The organism is Sphingomonas sp. BL-S-29 (genome assembly GCF_055521495.1).
In genome coordinates this window covers 2405738-2424572 of record NZ_CM145482.1, presented here as the reverse complement: position 1 = coordinate 2424572, position 18835 = coordinate 2405738, and the positions used below count along the sequence as shown (strand labels likewise).

General features: G+C 65.3%; 17 protein-coding genes, 1 tRNA gene and 1 pseudogene. 5 read left to right on the top strand and 14 right to left on the bottom strand.

The features are described from left to right. The first annotated feature begins 2 nt into the window (after positions 1-2). Positions 3-79: transfer RNA gene (locus ACZ1I2_RS11515), tRNA-Trp, on the top strand. A gap of 567 nt (positions 80-646) precedes the next feature. On the opposite strand, the pseudogene ACZ1I2_RS11510 reads toward ACZ1I2_RS11515, so the two are convergent. The 14 genes and pseudogenes from ACZ1I2_RS11510 to ACZ1I2_RS11445 all read right to left on the bottom strand — a co-directional run. Continuing rightward, positions 647-1618: pseudogene (locus ACZ1I2_RS11510) on the bottom strand (recombinase family protein); the annotation flags it as partial. A 94-nt stretch (positions 1619-1712) separates the two neighbouring features. Further along, positions 1713-1958: a hypothetical protein gene (locus ACZ1I2_RS11505; RefSeq protein ID WP_465169559.1), complete on the bottom strand. Its 246-nt coding sequence runs from the start codon at positions 1956-1958 to the stop codon at positions 1713-1715. A gap of 34 nt (positions 1959-1992) precedes the next feature. Continuing rightward, on the bottom strand, positions 1993-2220 hold the full coding sequence (locus ACZ1I2_RS11500; RefSeq protein ID WP_465169560.1) for a DUF2274 domain-containing protein: 228 nt from the start codon (positions 2218-2220) through the stop codon (positions 1993-1995). Positions 2221-2229: 9 nt separating this feature from the next. Then, positions 2230-3444, bottom strand: a complete 1215-nt coding sequence (locus tag ACZ1I2_RS11495) for a TraB/TrbI/VirB10 family type IV secretion system protein (RefSeq protein WP_465169561.1) — start codon at positions 3442-3444, stop codon at positions 2230-2232. Next, positions 3441-4370 (bottom strand): P-type conjugative transfer protein TrbG, encoded by a 930-nt coding sequence (trbG, locus tag ACZ1I2_RS11490; protein WP_465169562.1) that lies wholly within the window; start codon positions 4368-4370, stop codon positions 3441-3443. The genes ACZ1I2_RS11495 and trbG overlap by 4 nt, the downstream gene beginning before the upstream one ends. Next, positions 4367-5167 carry a conjugal transfer protein TrbF gene (gene trbF, locus ACZ1I2_RS11485; RefSeq protein WP_465173960.1) on the bottom strand — a complete coding sequence of 267 codons (801 nt, stop codon included), beginning with the start codon at positions 5165-5167 and terminating at the stop codon, positions 4367-4369. Before trbF ends, trbG begins: the two co-directional genes overlap by 4 nt. Then, positions 5167-6471 carry a P-type conjugative transfer protein TrbL gene (gene trbL / locus ACZ1I2_RS11480; RefSeq protein ID WP_465169563.1) on the bottom strand — a complete coding sequence of 435 codons (1305 nt, stop codon included), beginning with the start codon at positions 6469-6471 and terminating at the stop codon, positions 5167-5169. Before trbL ends, trbF begins: the two co-directional genes overlap by 1 nt. A gap of 122 nt (positions 6472-6593) precedes the next feature. After that, positions 6594-7343, bottom strand: a complete 750-nt coding sequence (trbJ, locus tag ACZ1I2_RS11475) for a P-type conjugative transfer protein TrbJ (protein ID WP_465169564.1) — start codon at positions 7341-7343, stop codon at positions 6594-6596. A gap of 4 nt (positions 7344-7347) precedes the next feature. Continuing rightward, positions 7348-9786 (bottom strand): conjugal transfer protein TrbE, encoded by a 2439-nt coding sequence (gene trbE, locus ACZ1I2_RS11470; protein WP_465169565.1) that lies wholly within the window; start codon positions 9784-9786, stop codon positions 7348-7350. Continuing rightward, entirely contained in the window at positions 9780-10052 is a 273-nt protein-coding gene (locus tag ACZ1I2_RS11465) for a VirB3 family type IV secretion system protein (protein WP_465169566.1), read from the bottom strand. Before ACZ1I2_RS11465 ends, trbE begins: the two co-directional genes overlap by 7 nt. Beyond that, a complete protein-coding gene (locus tag ACZ1I2_RS11460) occupies positions 10049-10390 on the bottom strand; it encodes a TrbC/VirB2 family type IV secretion system protein (protein ID WP_465169567.1) in 342 nt (113 codons plus the stop codon). Before ACZ1I2_RS11460 ends, ACZ1I2_RS11465 begins: the two co-directional genes overlap by 4 nt. Next, positions 10387-11373, bottom strand: a complete 987-nt coding sequence (gene trbB / locus ACZ1I2_RS11455) for a P-type conjugative transfer ATPase TrbB (RefSeq protein WP_465169568.1) — start codon at positions 11371-11373, stop codon at positions 10387-10389. Before trbB ends, ACZ1I2_RS11460 begins: the two co-directional genes overlap by 4 nt. Then, positions 11370-11771 (bottom strand): CopG family transcriptional regulator, encoded by a 402-nt coding sequence (locus ACZ1I2_RS11450; protein ID WP_465169569.1) that lies wholly within the window; start codon positions 11769-11771, stop codon positions 11370-11372. The genes trbB and ACZ1I2_RS11450 overlap by 4 nt, the downstream gene beginning before the upstream one ends. Before the next feature lie 2 nt (positions 11772-11773). Continuing rightward, positions 11774-13801 (bottom strand): conjugal transfer protein TraG, encoded by a 2028-nt coding sequence (locus ACZ1I2_RS11445; protein WP_465169570.1) that lies wholly within the window; start codon positions 13799-13801, stop codon positions 11774-11776. A gap of 283 nt (positions 13802-14084) precedes the next feature. On the opposite strand from ACZ1I2_RS11445, the gene ACZ1I2_RS11440 reads away from it, so the two are divergent. The 4 genes from ACZ1I2_RS11440 to ACZ1I2_RS11425 all read left to right on the top strand — a co-directional run bounded on the left by ACZ1I2_RS11440 (position 14085) and on the right by ACZ1I2_RS11425 (position 18557). Continuing rightward, positions 14085-15497, top strand: coding sequence for an ATP-binding protein (locus ACZ1I2_RS11440; RefSeq protein ID WP_465174089.1), 1413 nt, complete (start codon positions 14085-14087; stop codon positions 15495-15497). Next, complete coding sequence (locus ACZ1I2_RS11435; RefSeq protein WP_465169572.1) at positions 15494-16159, top strand: response regulator; 666 nt, start codon at positions 15494-15496, stop codon at positions 16157-16159. Before ACZ1I2_RS11440 ends, ACZ1I2_RS11435 begins: the two co-directional genes overlap by 4 nt. 76 nt (positions 16160-16235) lie before the next feature. Further along, complete coding sequence (locus ACZ1I2_RS11430) at positions 16236-17345, top strand: S41 family peptidase (protein ID WP_465169573.1); 1110 nt, start codon at positions 16236-16238, stop codon at positions 17343-17345. A 444-nt stretch (positions 17346-17789) separates the two neighbouring features. Then, positions 17790-18557: an alpha/beta hydrolase gene (locus ACZ1I2_RS11425; protein ID WP_465174090.1), complete on the top strand. Its 768-nt coding sequence runs from the start codon at positions 17790-17792 to the stop codon at positions 18555-18557. Positions 18558-18835 lie beyond the last annotated feature (278 nt).

Below are 18835 nucleotides of genomic sequence, written 5' to 3'. Positions count from 1 at the left end.
ACAGGGGTGTAGCTCAGTTGGTTAGAGCGTCGGTCTCCAAAACCGAAGGCCCTCGGTTCGAGTCCGAGCTCCCCTGCCATTTCGCACTTTCGCAGTTTTTGCCCTTCTGAGCCCTTCCGTCCCGTCTCGCCTGGGGGAGGTTTTCCATAAGGATATCAAAGGGCTTACGGTACGCGGCGGAAAGCTTTCGATCCCGAAACGAACAGTTCGAAAGTACCACGGAAAGCACGTGTTTTTTGACCGGTAGTTCGGCATCCAAGAACCGACGCTTCGAATCGCGGGCGATCGTCAGAAGAGCGATGCCGTCATCCATATGACTGAGATCAGCATCGTGGCAGAGTTCCAGTTCGCGCGATACTCGGCGCTCCTGCTCCCGAAATTGCGCCGTTAGCGCGTTGAAGATCGAATCGTCGATCTTGTCATCGATGTTATCAATGTAGATCTGCTTCATGCGATCCCGCAGCCTCTCACGCTCCTTCTGAAGCCGCGTGACCGCAGCGTCGTGGTCTTTCTGCATCACCGACAGGCTCTCTCGAAGTGCGTGGGTCAGCCACTGGAACATCTCGCTGGAGATGGAGATGCGGTCGAGCATCTCGCCGAACTGCTCGAGCAACACCTCCTCGCGCACATAGGGCTCGGCACATTTCACCTTCGCGTGACTGCAACGGTAATAGACATATTTCTCCTTCTTGATGTCCCCCACCAACGCGCAACCGCAATGCCCGCAAGCGATCATACCTGTGAACAGGAAGTCCTTCTCGACGCCTCGGACACGAGCGGTGTGACGACCATCGAGCACGCCCTGGACTCGCTCCCAGGTTTCGACCGAAACCAGCGGTTCGTGTGAGCCCTGATAGCGTTTGCCGATCCACTCGAACTCGCCGGTATAGATGCGCGAACGAAGGATTTTGTGAACGCTGCTCAAGCTGATCGGCTTTACGCTACCCCTGAACGTCATGCCTTCGGAACGTGCGCGGGCCGCCGCCTGCTTAAGCGAATACATGCCCGTCGAGTACCATTCGAAGAGGCGCGTCACGTGGGCGCCGCTATCCGGATCAACCTCAATGACGCGCTTGCCGTTCGGCCCGATGACATTGCGATAACCGGTGGGTGCGGCCGAGGGCCAAATCCCCTGCTCCGCCTTCTCCAGCATACCCTTGCGGACCTCTTCGGAGAGATTGTCGATATAGTTCTTCGCCATCAGCACCTTGATGCCGTGCAGAAACTTCTCCGAGGATCGCGAGTCCGGAGCGAGAACGATATTCTCCTTCACAAAGTGGATGCTGAGATCGAGCTCGTCGACAGTCACCCAGTCCCGCAGGTTTCGGTACAGCCGATCGGTTTTCTCGACCAAGACCGTGTCCACGGCGGGATGGCTTCGCAGGTAGGCGACCATCTCGCCGAAGTGAGTCCTGCCGCTGGTCTTGGCAGTTTCGATGTCGATATATTCGCGGACGATCTGAAGGCCGGCGTCCTCCGCGTAGGCCTTGAGGAGCTTGACCTGAGAATCGATCGAAAAGCCCTCTCGTTCCTGCTCCTTGGACGATACCCGTGCATAAAGAACCGCACGTTGTGACTTTCGCGCGGGCTGGCGACGATCCGATCTAGGCCTGTTCATATACGCTCTCTCGCTGACATTTCGTCAGCCGCGCATCACAGAAGAACCAGCTGACTAACACCAGTCTGACGACCGATCCTCCGATAGCAACCCGTCAAGAGCGAGACGCATCCGAATTGGACAATGATCCAGCCGGAACACGATCCGGAGGACTGAGATCCAGCAGCACGGCTGCAAATGTCGTCATGTTGCTGATAATCTCCCGGGCGTCCGCCTCGGTCAGAGGCGCATCATAGTAAGGCTGCCAGACCCTGATCGTCTCTTCGACAAGCTCCCGCGAGTACCGACGCACCGAGCCAGACAGCGGACGCGCCGCATGGTCCGCGGGGATCGCGTCCATCCGATTCCGACATGATCGCTGGTGTTTCATGATATCAGCCTGGTGCCGGAGGAGTCCGCCTACGCTTGTTGAATTCGCGATCACCCTCCAGGAATGCAGCCAGCATCGCCGGTGCAAGTTCGGACACCGCCTCCTCCTTGCCGTAGGCCTCAGCGTACAGCGCCGCGTACTCCGTCAATGCCTGATGGAGTTCCGGTGTGAGGGAGATAGCCAGCCTGACCGGTGTGCGATCAGGTAGTTTGCCTAGTTTCAGCTCAGCCACCGGGCCCTCCTATTCGCGCCACGGCGCGAGGATCAGATCCTTGTGAACTACAAGGCGTATCATGGCTCCTGGGCGGATCGTGATTGTCGGCTGGATATTGAGGTTGCGTTGGGTGATCTGGTCACCTGCGCGCGAGACGTTGTCCTGGGTCGAACGTCGCAGTGCCTGGACGAGATCGCCGTCACCGGTGAACGCCATCTCCGACCCGACACCCAACAGCGTCGAGAGCACCACGCCCTTGAGCAGGGTCCAGGTATGGAAATCCACCCTGTCTTGCAGTCCAGCATACCCCGATGGATCGGTCGCGGGGACATTGTCGATCCGAAGCGAGCTTCCATCCGGAAGCATGATGCGCTGCCAGACGACCAACGCCCGCTTTTGGCCGAATGCGACGACGCTATCGTAGCTCCCGACGAGACGGGCACCCTGTGGGATCAGAAGGAGGCGGCCGGTCGGGCTGTCATAGACACGCTCGGTCACCTGCGCGGTTACCAGCCCAGGCAAGTCAGAGCGAAGGCCGGTGATGAGACTGGCAGCAATGACGCTCCCGGCGGAAAGCACATAGGGCGAGGGGGCGCCTTCGAGCCGATGCGGGTTGATGTCCGCGCGCGGGTCAAGCACGCCCATGAAGTCGCTCTTGCGTTGCTGAGCGTTCGGATCACGAGCCGGATCGATCGCAATCTTTCCCGCATCGGATGCGGGCGCGGCCACGCCCGTCGCCGGTGGCGTTTGCATCGGCGATTGCCCCTCGGTCGTGATTGCGGTGCCGACTTTGCTTGAGACGATGACGGCCGATTCCAGCGCAGCCTTACGTTCGGCAACTCGTCGAGATCGCTCAGCCTGTTCGGCCTGGACACCGGCATCCGGGCCACTTGGTCTAGTCTCGACCGCCATCGCACGCTGATGTTCGAGGATCGGCCTGCCGAGATCGCCCGGAAGCGGCGGGCCGAGTCTCGGGGCATCGCCATAGCTTGCGGGAACGCCGCTCAGCGCTTCGGCTGCTGGCCGGGTGCTCGGCTGCGACAGGTCCTCCTGGCTGGCGGCATGCCGGAACACCTGCGGCTTCAGCGCGACCCAGGCGACCGTCACCAGGCTCACCGATCCCAGAGCGGCGATGCCTATGATGACACCGCGCCGGAAGCGGATGGCGCGTTGCGGCTTCGCCCGGATCACCAGTGTTTCTGGATCGACCTTGGGCAGCGGGGCAGAGACCACTTCGGTCACGACTTCTTCCCCTTGCGCGGAGCGGGCTCGGCAACGCGGCTGATGCGCACGACCTGCTGCTTCTTCGTGCCGAGCCGGAGCTCGGCATTGTCGAAGATGCGGTCGACGACATAGAAGCGGCCGCGCACGCGATAATTGACGAGTTCGGCTTCGCCCGTGATGCCGATGACGAACAGCGGCGGCGCCTCACCCACTGTCAGCGTCTCCGGAAACTCGACAAAGGTCTGGCGGCCGTCGTCGAACGCCCGGACCGGTTTCCAAGCGGGGTGGTCCCCGCTGACGGCATAGTTGAACCGGAGATTCTCCACCGTCAGGCCCTGCGCCACGGGGGCGGCAACCTCGGCTGCGGCGGCGGCGCGGCGCACCGCGATCAGGGCATCGGCGGGATAGCTCCAGGACAAGGCGGCCAAAGCGGTCCGGGCGGTCGCGTTGAGCTGGAGATGATAGCTGCGCCGGTCGGTGGTGATGACGAGATTGGTGGCAAGGCCAGATGCGAATGGCTTGACGAGCACGTGGGTTCGCTTGTCCGGGCCGCTTCCGCTGCTGGTATCGCCGATGACCCAGCGGACGGTGTCGCCCGCGGCCACCGCCACCAGATTCTCGCCCGGCTGCAGGGCGATGTCGGTGACGACGCCCGGTGTGGTGAACACCTGGTAGATCGCGCCCTCGCTGAAAGGATAGATCTGAGCCGCGTTGATGAACCCTTCCGACGCCGGCGCGCGAGTTGCGTCGCGGTTCGCAGCGGCTACGCGTGCGACCGCGGGAGCAACCCTCGGCTTGCGGTGGCGAGCGCTCTGGTGACGCGGGCCGGCTACAACTTTCTGGGGCGAAGCGATCGACGCGACGGGTCTAGACGGCGTTGATGTTTGGGCGCTCGCGGTGACGATGCACAGCGCGACCATCGACGCTGCAATGAAGAGCTTCATGGCTGGATCTCCGTTGGGGACTGTGAGGTGTTCGCGAGGCTGGGATCTAGGGGTGAGCCCAGCGGCAGGTTCGCGGGCGCCGCGACGGCTGGCCGGGCGGCGGCAGGTGTCGTCGGCTCCAGCTCGCGACTCCAGTCGATCGCGTCGACATAGATCCCCAACGGATTCTTGCGCAGCGTGTCCGCGGAAGCGGGGAGCTTGCGCACGACAGTGACGATCGCCGTCCAGCGAGAGGCGCCGACCTGCGACCCACGCTCGAAGGCGGTCTCAGTCCATTTTACCTGGAACGACCGTTCCGAGGCTCGAACGACGCTGGTCACCTGCACCGACACGGTCCGCTCGCCGATGCGCGCAAAGGGATTTGCGGCGCGCGCATAATCGCCGAGGAACTGCGCGCCGCGCCTGGTCGCGAAGTCATAGGCCTCGAGCCATCCGCGCCGCATCAGCACGGGGTCCAGCGAGATCGAGCGAATGTCGGTGATGAACCGGGAGAGGTGCCAGGCAATCTGCGGATCGGACGGTTCGAAGGCAGCTTCGGCCGGGGTCACCGCCCTCGCCTCGCCCAGCTGGTCGACCTCGACCACATAGGGTGTCACTCGGCTCTGCATCGATTGCCAGATCAGCCCGCCCGACAGGCTGCAAGCCAGGCCGAAACAGCCGAATGCCATGAGCCGCCAGTTGCGCGCCTGGACGCGCGCAGAGCCGATCCGCTCGTCCCATTGCTGACCGGCCCGTTGGTAGGGCGTTTCCGGCTCGGGGGTACGCCCGTAGCGCTGGACGCTTCGCTTGAAGATCATCATTCGTCCCTTTCCTTGATGTCGGGGGTGGCGGAAGCGCCGCCGCGATCGCCCTGCTGGAGCGCGTGGGCAGCGACCTGACGGTGATGACGGCCGGTCTGCTCGGCGCGCATCGCCTTCGCCCAGGCCGGCGCGCCGTCACCTTCCTGTCCCTGCGGGGCCGAGCCGCCTTGGCCAGAGCGATTGAGGGCGTTCCAGGCGGCGGTTCGCCCGCTGCTCGCGGCCTCGCCGAGACCGAGCGCGCTGGAAGCGCGATCACGCATCGCATTGCCGGCAGCCTGGGCGACGCCGCCGAGTCCCGCGCCGACGGTGGGGGTCGCGGCAGTCTCCTTGCCGAGCGTGTACGCAGTGGATGCAGCCGACCCCATCGACGTGCCGGCACGGATGGCGCCGAGCGCGCCGCCACCGATCGCGCGCGCCGTTCCCATGGCCGCACCGCCCGCAAGCATCGTGACGCCGGCTGCCCCGGCGACCGTCCCGAGCGCTGCGCCCGCCCCGAGTTGGGGTGCGCCCGAGACGAGCCCGGAAGCAATGCCGGGGCCGAAGATACCAAGCCCGAACAGGGTCAGCGATGCGAGCATCAAGCTGAGGGCCTGGCCGATATCTGGTTCCTGGCCCTCGAGCGCGCTGGTGAAGTCGGCGAAGAAATTGGAGCCGATGCCGACGATGACGGCGAGCACCATGACCTTGATGCCGGAGGACACGACGTTCCCGAGCACGCGCTCGGCGAGGAAGCTGGTCCGGTTCCACAGTGCGAACGGCACGAGGATGAACCCGGCAAGCGACGTCAGCTTGAACTCGATGATCGTCACGAACATCTGCACCGCGAGGATGAAGAAGGTCAGGATCACGATCGCCCAGGCGAACAGCAGCACCGCGATCGTCAGGAAATTCTCGAAGAAGCTGACGAAGCCCATCAGTTCCGAAACCTGCTCGAGCAGCGGCCATGCGGCGGAGAACCCGGTTCCAGCGAGGCGCCCGGGCTTGAGCAGGTCGGCCGCCGACAAGGTGCCCCCGCCCGCGGTCAGTCCTGCCTGAGCGAAGGAACGGAAGATGATGTCGGCAAGCGTCGAGAAGCTGTTCAGGATGAACGCGAACGCGCCGATATAGAGGATCTTCTTGATGAAGCGGCCGAGCACATTGTCATCGCCGCCCAGCGCCCAGAACAGCCCCGCCAGGGTGATGTCGATGCCGATCAGCGTCGCCGTCAGAAACCCGACGTCCGGCCCCAGCAAGCCGAACCCGCTGTCGATGTAGCGGATGAAGTCCTGCATGAAGCGGTCGATGACGTTGAGGTCGTTCACGGGCGTCGACTTTCGCTTCGCTTGAGAGGGTGCCGCGAGGCGTGGCGTTTGGGGGGGAGCTGACCACCACGCCCCGCGGCGACGGAGGCGGCAAGGCAGCGCCACCGTCGTTCGGTTGCGGCCTATCGGGGGGTGTAGGCCGCGCCGGACCCGAGGAACTTCCTGGTGGCTGCGCGACCGTCGATCTCAGCTTGGGCGCGGCGCGCCTCCTCGGTCGCCTGTGCGCGGTATTGCGCGGCCATCAGGTTCTGGATCTGGAACTGCTGCTTCGCACTCAGCGCGAGAAGCTGGTTGGTCGCCTGGCCGACCTGCAACGCGCCTTCGGCACCTTGGCTGTTGCCGACCAGATCGCTGAGCGTCAGGGCATCGGCCTGGACATTGGTCACCACCTGCGCCTGGATGCTCATTGCCTGGCGGAATGATCCCATTGATGCGTCGAGACGCGCCTTCGCGGCGACGACCCGCCCGTCGCGGTTCAACGCCGCGTCGAATTCCTGGGGGAACAGCTTGCGATACTGCTCGTCGATCCCGTCGATGCGAAAACCGATGCCCTGCGCCTGCCCCATCAACCGATCGATCTGCTGCAGGGTCTGGGTGATCTGCTGAAGCTGGGGAAAATCGATACGGGCCAGGTTCTTCGCCTGGTTGAGCAGCATCGTCGCTTCGTTCTGCAGCGACTGGATCTGGTTGTTGATCTGCTGAAGCGACCGCGCCGCGGTCAGCAGCGTCTGCGAATAATTGGTCGGATCGAACACCGTGAGCTGCGCCCGCGCGGGCGTGCAGGTGAACAAGGCCATGCCGAGCGATCCTGCCGAGCAGAGCCCGAGCAGGGCCGCGGTCAGCGTCTTCCTGGCGGAGAAGCGGGTACGCATTTAATTACTCCTGGATCTGGGCGGCGGGGAAATCCGCAAGCAGCGCCGCCGCCCAATCGAGACCGGCACTGCTGAGGAAAGCGGGGGTAAATTCGGAGGCGCCGTGCTCGGCGAGCAAGGCGTCGATCCGCTGCTGCGTCGCGGGATCGGAGGCACCACAAAGCGCGAGCGCGATCGGACCGAGGCCGAGTTCGAACAGGCGATTGCCGCGGGCGGACTGGAGGTAATATTGCCGCTTCGGCGTTGCCCGGCTGATCAGTTCGATCTGGCGATCGTTGAGACCGAAGCGCGCATAGGCATCCCGCCCCTGCGGCTCGATCGCGCGATCGTTGGGTAGGAGGATGCGCTGCGGACAGCTTTCGATGATCGCGGGTGCGATCGAACTCGACGCGATGTCCGCAAGGCTCTGCGTGGCGAACAGCACAGCGACATTCTTCTTGCGAAGCACCTTCAGCCACTCGCGGATGCGTGCCGCGAACAGGGGATGATCGAGGAAGATCCAGGCCTCGTCGAGCACGAGCAGCGTCGGTCGTCCATCGAACCGTTCCTCGAGCCGATGGAAGAGATAGGTGAGCACCGGCGCGACCACTCCTGCCTGGCCCATCAGCGCCTCGGTCTCGAAACACTGCACGTCTTCAAATGCGAGGGGCGGCTCGGCCGCATCGAGGAGCCGGCCATATGGGCCGTCCAGGGTGTAGGCGCCGAGCGCGACCCGCAGTACGTTGGATTGCAGCAGGAGCGCCAGGCCGGTCAGTGTCCGTTCTTCGGGCGGCGCGGATGCCAGGCTACCGAGCGCCGACCAGAGCGCATCCTTGACGGCCGGCGTAACCGCGACCTTCTCATGCTCCAGAAGTGCCGCCACCCATTCCGCGGCCCAGCTCCGCTCGGTCGCATCATCGATCCGGCGAAGTGGCTGGAAGGCCAGCGTCCTGCCGGCATCGGCACCGAGACCGAGCGCATGGTGCGCCCCGCCCATCGCCAGCACCGCGGCACGCGCCGAGAAACCCTTGTCGAAGATAAAGACTTGCGCGCCGACGTAGCGCCGGAACTGGAGGGCAATCAGGGCGAGCAGCACCGACTTGCCCGCGCCGGTTGGCCCGACGACCAGCATGTGCCCGACATCGCCGACATGGGTAGACAGGCGGAACGGCGTCGATCCGGCAGTGCCGGCATGGAGCAGCGGCGGCCCATCGAGATGCGCATTGCATGCAGGCCCCGCCCAGACGCTCGATAGCGGCATGAGGTGCGCCAGGTTCAGGGTATGAACCAAGGGCTGCCGTACATTCGCGTAGGCGTGCCCGGGCAACGACGACAGCCACGCCTCGACCGCGTTCACGCCTTCGCGAATCGTCGTGAAGCCCAATCCGTTGACGATCCGCTCGACGTGCCGGACCTTGTCCTCGACCTTCGCGCGGTCCGGGTCGGTCACGGTGATCGTCGAGGTCAGATAGCCGAAGGCGACATGATCGCCGCCCAGCGCCTGGAGGGCGAGGTCGGCATCGACGACCTTGTTGTCCGCGTCGCTGTCGAGCAGCTGGACCGGCTGGTTGTAGATCACCTCGCGCAGCAGCGCGGTGATCGACTTGCGCTTGTTGAACCATTGGCGCCGGAGCTTGGTCAGCACCTTGGTCGCGTCGCTCTTGTCGAGCGCGATGAAGCGCGTGACCCAGCGGTACGCGAAATCCTGATGATTGAGCGCGTCGAGGATTCCGGGACGGCTCATGCCCGGAAATCCGAGAATGGTCAGGGTACGGACATGTCGGTCGCCAAGCATCGGCTCGAGACCGCCGACCAGCGGCGTGTCTGCGAGCAGCGCATCGAGATAGATCGGCGTCTCGGGCGGCAGCACAGGATGGCGGCGCGCCGAAATCGCGCCGTGCAGGAAGGTCAGCGTCTCGGCGTCGTCGAGCGCGCGCACCTCCGGCATGAACCCGCTGAAGAGATCGAGTGCGCGGTCGGTCTCGGCCACGAAACCGGCGAGACTGCCGCGCCAGTCCCTTCCCTTCTCGGCCTCTGGCCGGTCGACAAGCGAGCGCCCCGCCGCATCGGCGCTGTCCACCGGCGGCAGCCAGGTCAGGGTCAGATGGTAGATGCTCTCGAAATGCTCGCCCTCGGCAAGAAACCCCGCGCGCCTTTCCCGATCGACCAGCCAGGAAGCGGGATCTGGAAACACGCTGTCCGGATAGGCTACGGCCTCGCGGCGCTCGGCTTCGAAAAACAGGGCCCAGCCGGTACCGAAGCGCTTGAGGACATTGTTCGCCCGAGCGCATGCCGAAAGCAGTTCGCCTTCGGTCGCCGATTCCAGATCGGGGCCGCGGAACCTGAGCGTCCGCTGGAAGCTGCCGTCCTTGTTCAGCACGATGCCCGGCGCGACCAGGGCCGCCCATGGCAGGTGATCGGCGAGCCGGTCGGCGCGGTTGCGGTATTCGGACAGGTTCAGCACCTGAAATGCCCTTTCTGGCGGAGATGGCGAACCAGCACCGGCGCAAAATTGGGATCGCGCCGGGCGGCGAAGACGGCGAGGCTGTGCCCCGCCGCCCAGAGCACGAAGCCGGCGATCCATTGCTGGAGGCCGAGCCCCACAGCGGCAGCGACGGTGCCGTTGACGATGGCGATCGCCCGCGGCGCGCCGCCCAGCAGGATCGGCGATCCGAGGCTGGCGTGGATCGGCGCTTCGAACCCTTCGATATGGCCGCCATGCCCGGTCACGAGATCAGCGCCCCGCCGCCGAACGAGAAGAAGGAGAGGAAGAAGCTCGATGCGGCGAAGGCGATCGACAGGCCGAAGACGATCTGGATGAGCTTGCGAAAGCCGCCCGCGGTCTCGCCGAATGCGAGCGTCAGGCCGGTCACGATGATGATCATCACCGCCACGATCTTGGCGACCGGTCCCTGGACGGACTCGAGCACCTGCTGAAGCGGCTGCTCCCACGGCATGCCGGACCCGGCCGCATCGGCATTGCCGGCGATGGTGAGAGCCAGGCCCAGCGCGGCGCCGACGAGGAAGGTTGCTCCGCGGTTGGAGGTACGTGAGAGGCGCATGTTCATTCTCCTTTGGGATTGGCGAGACTGTGGAGGTCGATGAGGCCGTAATTCCCGTCGGGATCGAGGCCGGCGACGCGGGCGATCGTCTCGATGCGGCGATCGACGCCGCGGCCGGCGATGAAGACGACGAGGTCGATCGCTTCGGCGATCAGCCGCCGGGGCACCGTGACGACGGCTTCCTGTACGAGCTGCTCGATGCGGAAGAGCGCGGACGCGGCGCTGTTGGCATGGACGGTCGCGATGCCGCCGGGGTGTCCGGTGTTCCAGGCTTTCAGCATGTCGAGCGCCTCAGGCCCGCGAACTTCGCCGACGATGATACGGTCCGGGCGCAGCCTGAGCGTGGAACGGACCAGATCGGCCATGGTGACGAAACCGGGTCGGGTGCGTAGCGCGACCGTGTCCGGTGCCGGGCTTTGGAGTTCGCGCGTGTCCTCGATCAGGATCACCCGCTCGTCGATCCACGCCATTTCGGCGAGAAGCGCATTGGCCAGCGTCGTCTTCCCCGAGCTGGTGCCGCCGGCGATCAGGATGTTGAAGCGCTGGACGACCGCCGCCTTCAACCGATCCGCGGCAGCATGGTGCATCAGGCCATCGCTCACATAGTCGTCGAGGCTGTAGAGACGCGTCGCCGGCTTGCGGATCGAGAAGCACGGCCCGGTCGCGACGGGCGGCAGGACCCCCTCGAACCGCTCGCCCGCGCGCCCCTCGAGATGCGGCGGCAGCTCGGCCGACACGATCGGAGCTTCGCCATGAACCTCGGCGCGCGCATGGCTCGCCACCAGCCGGATGATGCGCTCGATCTGTTCGGCCTCGAGCCGTATTTCGGTATCGACCCTGCCCTCGCCGAGAATGTCGACGCGAAGCGCGCCGTCGGGATTGACCATGATCTCGATCACACGATCGTCTGCCATCGCCGCGGCAATCGCCGGCCCCATCGCCGTGCGCAGCATCGCCCGGCGGCGGTCGGCGGTCACCGCGCCGCTCATCGGTCTGCCGCCTGAGCGTCGATCGTCCGACGGCCAGCGGCGATCTGTCGTCCGACCTGGGCGACGAACGCCTCGAAGCGATCCCGGGCGATCGCCCGCCCCGCAGCGTCGTTCTCGGCCAGGGGCGCCTGGATCGCGAGTTCATACCGAATGAACAGCGCCAGCGTCTCGAGCAGGACATGATTGTCCCGCTCGATCCGGCCGAGCGATGCCGTGAAGCGATCAAGCCGCAGCCCGAACCGGTCCTCCAGTTCGGAGCGACCGCGGCGGTCCAGCCAGGCGGTCACCGCGTCGGCGAGGATCGCGGACTTGGACGCGCCCGGCTTCGCGGCGAGCACTTCAAGCCGGTCGCTGACCGACTTCGGGAGGAAGAGCTGGTGGCGGACCTTCACGACCATCCTCACAGATCCAGCTGCAGGTCGTTGGCGTGCCCGCCGGCCGCGTCGATCGCATAGACAGTCCGGGCAGTGCCGAGAGCGCGCGCCTGGTCCATCGCCCGCTTGTCGCCGGCCGCATCGCCCTCGTCGTCGCCGAGACCGAGCGGGTCGGCGATCGTGGGTTCGGGCTCCACGGGCTTCTCGACCTCGTGCGCTGGATGCCGCGCCTGCTCAAGTCCGCCGCTGCTGCGTTCGCTGTTCTGCTCGTCGGCCGCACTCAGCCTGGTATCGACCCCGCGAACGACGCCCTGCCAGTCGTCGCGGCGCGCGGCGGGACGGTCGGCATAGGCCCCCATCATCAACAAGGGCGGCGGAACGACGCGCGCGGTAAAGCTGCCGTCCTCGAAATAGCGCAGCTTCTTCGCGCGGATCGGTGGGGTTCCGGCGATCAGGATGAGTTCGTCGGTCGGCGGCAGCTGCATGACCTCTCCGGGGGTCAGCAGCGCGCGGGCAGTCTCCTGGCGGCTGACCATGACATGGGCGAGCCAGGGCGCGAGCCGGTGTCCCGCATAGTTGCGCATGCTGCGCTGCTCGGTGGCCGTTCCAAGCGCATCGGAGATTCGTTTGGCCGTCCGTTCGTCATTGGTCGCGAACGCGATGCGAACATGGCAGTTATCGAGGATCGAGTTGTGGTCGCCGTAAGCCTTCTCGATCTGGTTGAGGCTCTGGGCGATCAGGAAGGCGCGGACACCGTACCCGGCCATGAAGGCGAGGCTCGTCTCGAAGAAGTCCAGCCGGCCGAGTGCCGGAAACTCGTCCAGCATCATCAGCAGCCTGTGCCGACCGCCTGGGCTTTGCGCGTGGAGATGCTCGGTGAGCCGGCGGCCGATCTGATTGAGCACGAGTCGCACGAGCGGCTTGGTGCGGCTGATGTCGGACGGCGGCACCACGAGGTACAGCGAGACCGGCGACTTGCCCTCGACCAGATCGGCAATCCGCCAATCGGATCTACAGGTGACCTCGGCCACGGTCGGATCGCGATAGAGGCCGAGGAACGACATTGCCGTCGAGAGCACGCCGGAGCGTTCGTTCTCGGATTTGTTGAGGACTTCGCGCGCGGCGGAGGCGACGACGGGGTGGACCTGCGGCGCGTCGGGCGTGCCCAGATGATTGGTCGTCATCATCCGGCGAAGCGTCGCGGTGAACGGCCGCTGCGGATCGGAGAGGAAGGTGGCGACGCGCGCGAGGGTCTTCTCCTCCTCGGCATAAAGGATATGGAGGATGGTCCCGACCAGGAGCGAGTGGCTCGTCTTCTCCCAATGGCTGCGACGCTCCAGCGCTCCCTCCGGGTCAACCAGGACGTCGGCGATGTTCTGGACATCGCGGACTTCCTCGGCGCCGCGGCGAACCTCAAGCAGCGGATTGTAGCGCGCCGAGCGGGCATCGGTCGGATTGAAAAGAAGGCAGTGCGAGAACCGCGCGCGCCAGCCGGCGGTCAGCTGCCAGTTCTCGCCCTTGATGTCGTGAACGACGGCCGAGCCGGTCCACCCAAGCAAGGTCGGCACGACAAGCCCCACGCCCTTGCCCGAGCGGGTCGGCGCGAAGGCCATGACATGCTCGGGTCCGTCATGACGAAGATAGTCGGCGCCGGTCCGGCCGAGGAAGACACCGGCGGGATTGAGCAGACCGGCGCGGCGGATTTCGGCGTTACTGGCCCATCGCGCCGAGCCATAGGTGGTGATGTTGCGGCGCTGACGCGCACGCCAGAGCGAGCCGAAAACCGCCGCCCCACAGCCGGCAAAGCCGCTCGCTGCCGCGATCCCGCCGGCCCGGTCGAACACTTCGGGTGCATAGGCGTCGAAATGATACCACCATTCGAACAGCGCCCAGGGCTGATAGAAGGGGCGGCCGAACGCGTGGAACCACGGCGGGCCGAGCTCCGGCTGGTAGGCAAGCTGCGCCGCCGCCCACTGGGTTGCCAGCCAGATGCCGCCGATGACGATCGCGAACACGACGGCGATCTGGCCGATGAGAAGCTTGGTCGGGGTCACTTGGCTCTCCGACCGCGAACACGTGTCCGCGGGCGGGAGCTAAATTTCACATCACGACATCCAGGGGGACTAGCCCAGTCGCGTCAGTGCTCGTCAGATCTCGCCAAGCATGGGAGGAACGGCCGGAATTGGGCCGCTAGCCGATAGGCCGCTTTCGGCTCTGAAGCGGCGAGAGCTGTCATTCGGTTCAGCAGCGCTACAGTCGCTCGCATCGCCTGGCGCTGGCTATCGGGTCGAAACATCAGCACAATGCGCCTCGATCGATGCCAGCCAATCCTAACGGGTGCAGATAAGCGTGAAATTCGGGATTGGTCCTCGCCTGTTCGTTGCGACCTTGCTCTGTTTGGGCGCGCTCGGGGGCGCGACGATTCTCACCGTCCGATGGAGCCTGCTCCGCGACCAGTCGCCGCCATCCCGGGCGATCGACGCCGACAGCCGCGGCCTGATCGACGCACTGCAAGCCACCTTCAAAGATCATGGCAACTGGGCATTCCTGCCGTCCGATGCGCAGGACCGCCGCCGCTGGCTTCGCACCCTGTGGATTCAAACGCTGAGCGCCGACAACGGCACGTCCGTGGTGACAATTGGCACGTACGGCGACCGGATCGGGCTGGTCGACATAGGCGGCCGTCTCCTCAGCGGCGTCTCGCCCGGCCCGGTCCTGCGCGCGTTCGGCTCGATTGATACGCGATCCATGTCCTTGACGGTGGAGGGCCGGCGCGTGGGCTATCTCGTCGTCGCCGGTGCGGACAATGCCGAGGATACGCTGGCGGTGGCATTCCTGCTTCAGCAAGGCGGTCGGATCGCCGCCATCGGCACCGGCGCCGGGGTGCTTGCCCTCGCGCTCGCGGTCTTGCTGGCAGCGCATTTCCGCCGGCCGATCGCCAAGCTGGTGGCGGGGGCGCGGATGCTGGAGGACGGCCGCTACGACATGCGGGTGGACGCCAGCCGCGGCGACGAACTGGGCGTGCTGGCGGGCACCTTTAATCACCTTGCAGCCCGCCTCGAGATCAGCCAAGCGGCGCGGCGGCAGTGGGTCGCGGACACGTCGCACGAACTGCGCACGCCGCTTGCCGTGCTGCGCGCCCAGATCGAGAGCCTGCAGGACGGCATTCGCATGGCCACCCCGGACAATCTCGGGCTGATGCTGACCCATGTCGGATCGCTGACCCGGCGCGTCGACGATCTCTATCTTCTCGCACAGGCGGACATGGCTGAGTTGCGGTATGACACGCAGCCCGTCGCACTGTGGCCGGCGATCGAAGGCGTCGCCGACAGTTTCCAGGATCGCGCGGCCGCCGCCGGCCTGTCGATCACGCGCGATGCGGCGCCGCCACGCTCGACGGTGCTGTGCGATGCCGAGCGGATGCGGCAGGTGCTGGTCAATCTGATCGAGAATGCGGTGCGGTATACCGATGCCGGGGGAAGCATTCACCTCGGCGGCGCGATCGAGGGTGGCGCGCTGGTGTTCACCATCGACGATTCGGCGCCGGGTGTTCCCGAAGCGTTGCTGGACCGGCTCGGCGAGCGCTTCTTCCGCACCGATCAGTCCCGCGCCGGCGGCCACGGCGGCGCGGGTCTCGGGCTGGCGCTGGCGCGGCGCATCGTCGAGGCACAAAGCGGGCGGATCACCTTCGCCGCCTCCGATCTGGGCGGGCTGCACGTGCGCATCGTGCTTACGCTGGTGGCCGCATGAGCGGCACGATCCTGATCGTCGAGGACGAACCCGATCTGGCCGCGCTGATCGCCGAATATGTGCGCGCGGCCGGCTATGAAGCGCAGGTGATGCCGGACGGCAAGGCGGCGCTGGCCCACATTCGGCAACAGCTTCCGCGCTTGATCGTGCTCGACCTGACGCTCCCCGGACTCGACGGCATCGCGCTGTGCCGCGCGGTTCGCGAACGATCCGACGTGCCGATCATCATGGTGACGGCGCGGGTCGAGGAGATCGACCGGTTGCTCGGGCTGGAGACCGGCGCCGACGACTATCTGTGCAAGCCGTTCAGTCCGCGCGAGCTGGTTGCGCGGATCAAGACGGTGCTGCGCAGGACCTCGGGCGAGCGCGACGATACACCGCGCATCCATATCGACGCGGAGAAGCAGACGATCCGCGTCGGATCGCGCCTGCTCGATTTCACCCCGACCGAATACCGCCTGTTCGCGGCGATGGCGCAGCGGCCGGGCATGATCCATTCGCGCGCGCGCCTGCTCGACGTGGCGGGGGTGGACAATTTCGATGTGACCGACCGGGCGATCGACAGCCATATCAAGAATCTGCGCCGCAAGCTCGCTTTGTTGCTTCCCGATGCCGACATCATCCAGTCGGTGTACGGCGTCGGCTATCGCGTCGAGCTCTAGCCCGCATCCATAGTCCCTCCACACTCGGCTCCTAGCCCCGCCGCAGGCAATCGGCGGAAAAGGCAGGCAAATGAGCATGAAGCGCAAGTGGAAGAAGGCATTGGTGATTTCGGCTGTGGTGATCGGCACGTTCGGTGTCGGCGGCGGGATCGCCGGGTTTACCGCCTATGAGATGGGTTGGGGTCCGTTCGCACCGCTCCAGGCCGACATGAGGATCGATGCGGCGATGCGGAATGCGGTGATCGAGGGCGCGATCGCAGATATCGAGCATTATTATGTCTTCGCCGACAAGGCGCCCGGGATCGCCAAGCACCTGCGCGAGATGCTCCAGCGGGGCGATTTCGATGCGATCACCAGCGCCGAGAAACTGGCGGCGTCGCTAAGCGACGTGCTGCAACAGGAGACCGGCGACCCGCATTTCGCGCTGCGCTATTTCGAGAAGCCGATCGCCGAATTGCCGCCGGGCGAGGACCAAACCCCCACGGAAAAGATCGAGGAAGCAAGCAACCAGAAGCGCCTAAACTACGGCGTTCGCACGGTGCAGCGGCTCAAGTCGAACATCGGCTATCTTGATCTCCATGCCTTTAGCCGGCCGGGTCCTTCGGCGGCGAAGCTCGCCGGGGCGATGGCGGTGCTCAGCGATACCCGGGCGCTAATCATCGACCTGCGCGAATGCGGCGGCGGCGATCCCGAAACGGTGATGCTGCTGGCGAGTTATTTCTTCAAGGTGCCGACGCATCTCAACGATATCCAGTGGCGCGAAGGCAATCGTATCGAGCAGCGCTGGACGCAGCCCGCCGCTGCAGGACTCAATTATGGATCGAGGCGCAAACTCTATGTGCTGACCGGGGCGGAGACCTTCTCGGCCTGCGAGGACTTCGCCTATGCGCTAAAATCGAACCGGCGCGCGACGATCGTCGGCACTCCGACCCAGGGCGGCGGCGCGCATCCCGGACAGCCGCGGCGGATCAACGCGCACTTCATGATCTTCGTGCCGACCGGCCGGGCGATCAATCCGGTGACGCACACCAATTGGCAGGCGACCGGCGTGTTACCCGATTTGCCCTCGTCCGAAGACCGCGCGCTCAACGTCGCGCAGATCGAGGTAAATAAGGAAGTGATGGCCACCGATCCCGACCCGCGCGCGCGGCAGGCGGCGAAGGACCAGATCGCCGAGCTCGACTAGGGGAGAGCAGCCATTCGATGATGAACGGGCGGCGGCTATCGGGAGGTGCGCTCATCGGCCTGAACGACAGAAACTGGGGGCATTCCAGACCGGTAGCTGTGGGCCGGGAGCGGATTGATGGGTCTGGGATCACATTCTATTCCCCGCCGCAGCCTCTCGCGACGCGATAGCCGCATTTCGAGCTTTGACACTCAGGATCGTGCCGCTGATTATGGTCGCGGACGAGGAGAGGGATTGCCCATGTTGAACCGCCGTGAAGCGCTGATGGCAGGATTGGCGACGACCTTGCTCAGTCCGGGAGCGCGTGCGGAACAGCGAACTGGATCCTGGCCCGCATATCCGGCCGAAGAGATCGACCTTTGGCCGGTTATGCCGCCCGGCGCGCCCGCCGTCATGCCAATAGAGCAAGTCATAGAGACGGGCACGGAGGCCCATCATGGCCGGATGGTCAAGGGCATTGCCCGTCCGCGCATGAAGGCGTTCCGGCCTGCGAAGCCGAACGGCGCGGCCCTGCTGGTGACCCCGGGCGGCGGCTATTCGGTGATCGTAATCGATGTCGAAGGGTATCAGATCGGACCTTGGCTCGCCGAACGCGGCTGGACCGTCTTCGTCCTGTATTATCGCCTGCCAGGAGAAGGTTGGGCAAATCGCGCGGATGTGCCTCTGGTCGATGCGCAGCGCGCCACGCGGCTGATCCGATCGCGCGCCGCGCATTATGGCTTCGATCCCGAAAAGGTTGGAGCGATGGGCTTTTCCGCAGGGGGCCATGTCTGTGGCGATCTCGCCACGCGGTACGATGCGAAGGTCTATGATCCAATCGACGCCGTGGACCGGCTGAGTGCGCGGCCAGCGATTGCCGCTCCGATCTATGCCGTCCAGTCGATGAGCGCGCCGCTCGCCCATGGCGGGTCGCGCGAGATGCTGCTGGGGCTAAACGCGTCCCCCGAGATGCAGCGCGCGCACAGCCCCGCCCGCAACGTAGCTGCCGGCACGCCGCCGGTCTTCATGGCCCATGCCGAGGACGATACGGTGGTCTCGGTCGAGAACAGCGTCGAGATGCGCGCTGCCTTGAAAGCCGCAGGCGTTAAGGTGGAGACCCATCTGTTCACCGCCGGCCAACATGGCCTTGGCTTGCCGGGCCCGGCGGGAGAGCCAGCACGGCATTGGAGGGAAATGTTCGCTGCCTGGGCAAAGGCCCAGGGGCTCGGCTGACGGTCGGCGGAGCATGTAATCGTCGGCTGAGCCCCCCAGTACTCCAAACCGTCGTTCGGTGGAGCGTCGCGAGACGACCTCTTTGTCACCACGTCAGTCGATCCGGGCAAGCAGTGGAGCATAATGACGAAGGACGGCTTCCCGGATCGACAAGGGCAGCAAACGGCGACACTCAGGGCGCGTTGCTGACCGATAGCTTCGCGACCGCGAAGACCCAGTTTCGGACGTTCAGCGGCGCGGTACGACGTTCCCGAACCGGACATCCGTTCATCTCAAAG

Bases quoted from the DNA above. Each gene is read 5' to 3' on its own strand.
- trbF (WP_465173960.1), bottom strand. From the start codon at position 5,167: ATGATCTTCAAGCGAAGCGTCCAGCGCTACGGGCGTACCCCCGAGCCG.
- ACZ1I2_RS11505 (WP_465169559.1), bottom strand. From the start codon at position 1,958: ATGGACGCGATCCCCGCGGACCATGCGGCGCGTCCGCTGTCTGGCTCG.
- trbG (WP_465169562.1), bottom strand. From the start codon at position 4,370: ATGAAGCTCTTCATTGCAGCGTCGATGGTCGCGCTGTGCATCGTCACC.
- ACZ1I2_RS11430 (WP_465169573.1), top strand. From the start codon at position 16,236: ATGAAGCGCAAGTGGAAGAAGGCATTGGTGATTTCGGCTGTGGTGATC.
- ACZ1I2_RS11460 (WP_465169567.1), bottom strand. From the start codon at position 10,390: ATGAACATGCGCCTCTCACGTACCTCCAACCGCGGAGCAACCTTCCTC.
- trbJ (WP_465169564.1), bottom strand. From the start codon at position 7,343: ATGCGTACCCGCTTCTCCGCCAGGAAGACGCTGACCGCGGCCCTGCTC.
- ACZ1I2_RS11450 (WP_465169569.1), bottom strand. From the start codon at position 11,771: ATGGTCGTGAAGGTCCGCCACCAGCTCTTCCTCCCGAAGTCGGTCAGC.
- ACZ1I2_RS11425 (WP_465174090.1), top strand. From the start codon at position 17,790: ATGGTCAAGGGCATTGCCCGTCCGCGCATGAAGGCGTTCCGGCCTGCG.
- ACZ1I2_RS11435 (WP_465169572.1), top strand. From the start codon at position 15,494: ATGAGCGGCACGATCCTGATCGTCGAGGACGAACCCGATCTGGCCGCG.
- trbB (WP_465169568.1), bottom strand. From the start codon at position 11,373: ATGAGCGGCGCGGTGACCGCCGACCGCCGCCGGGCGATGCTGCGCACG.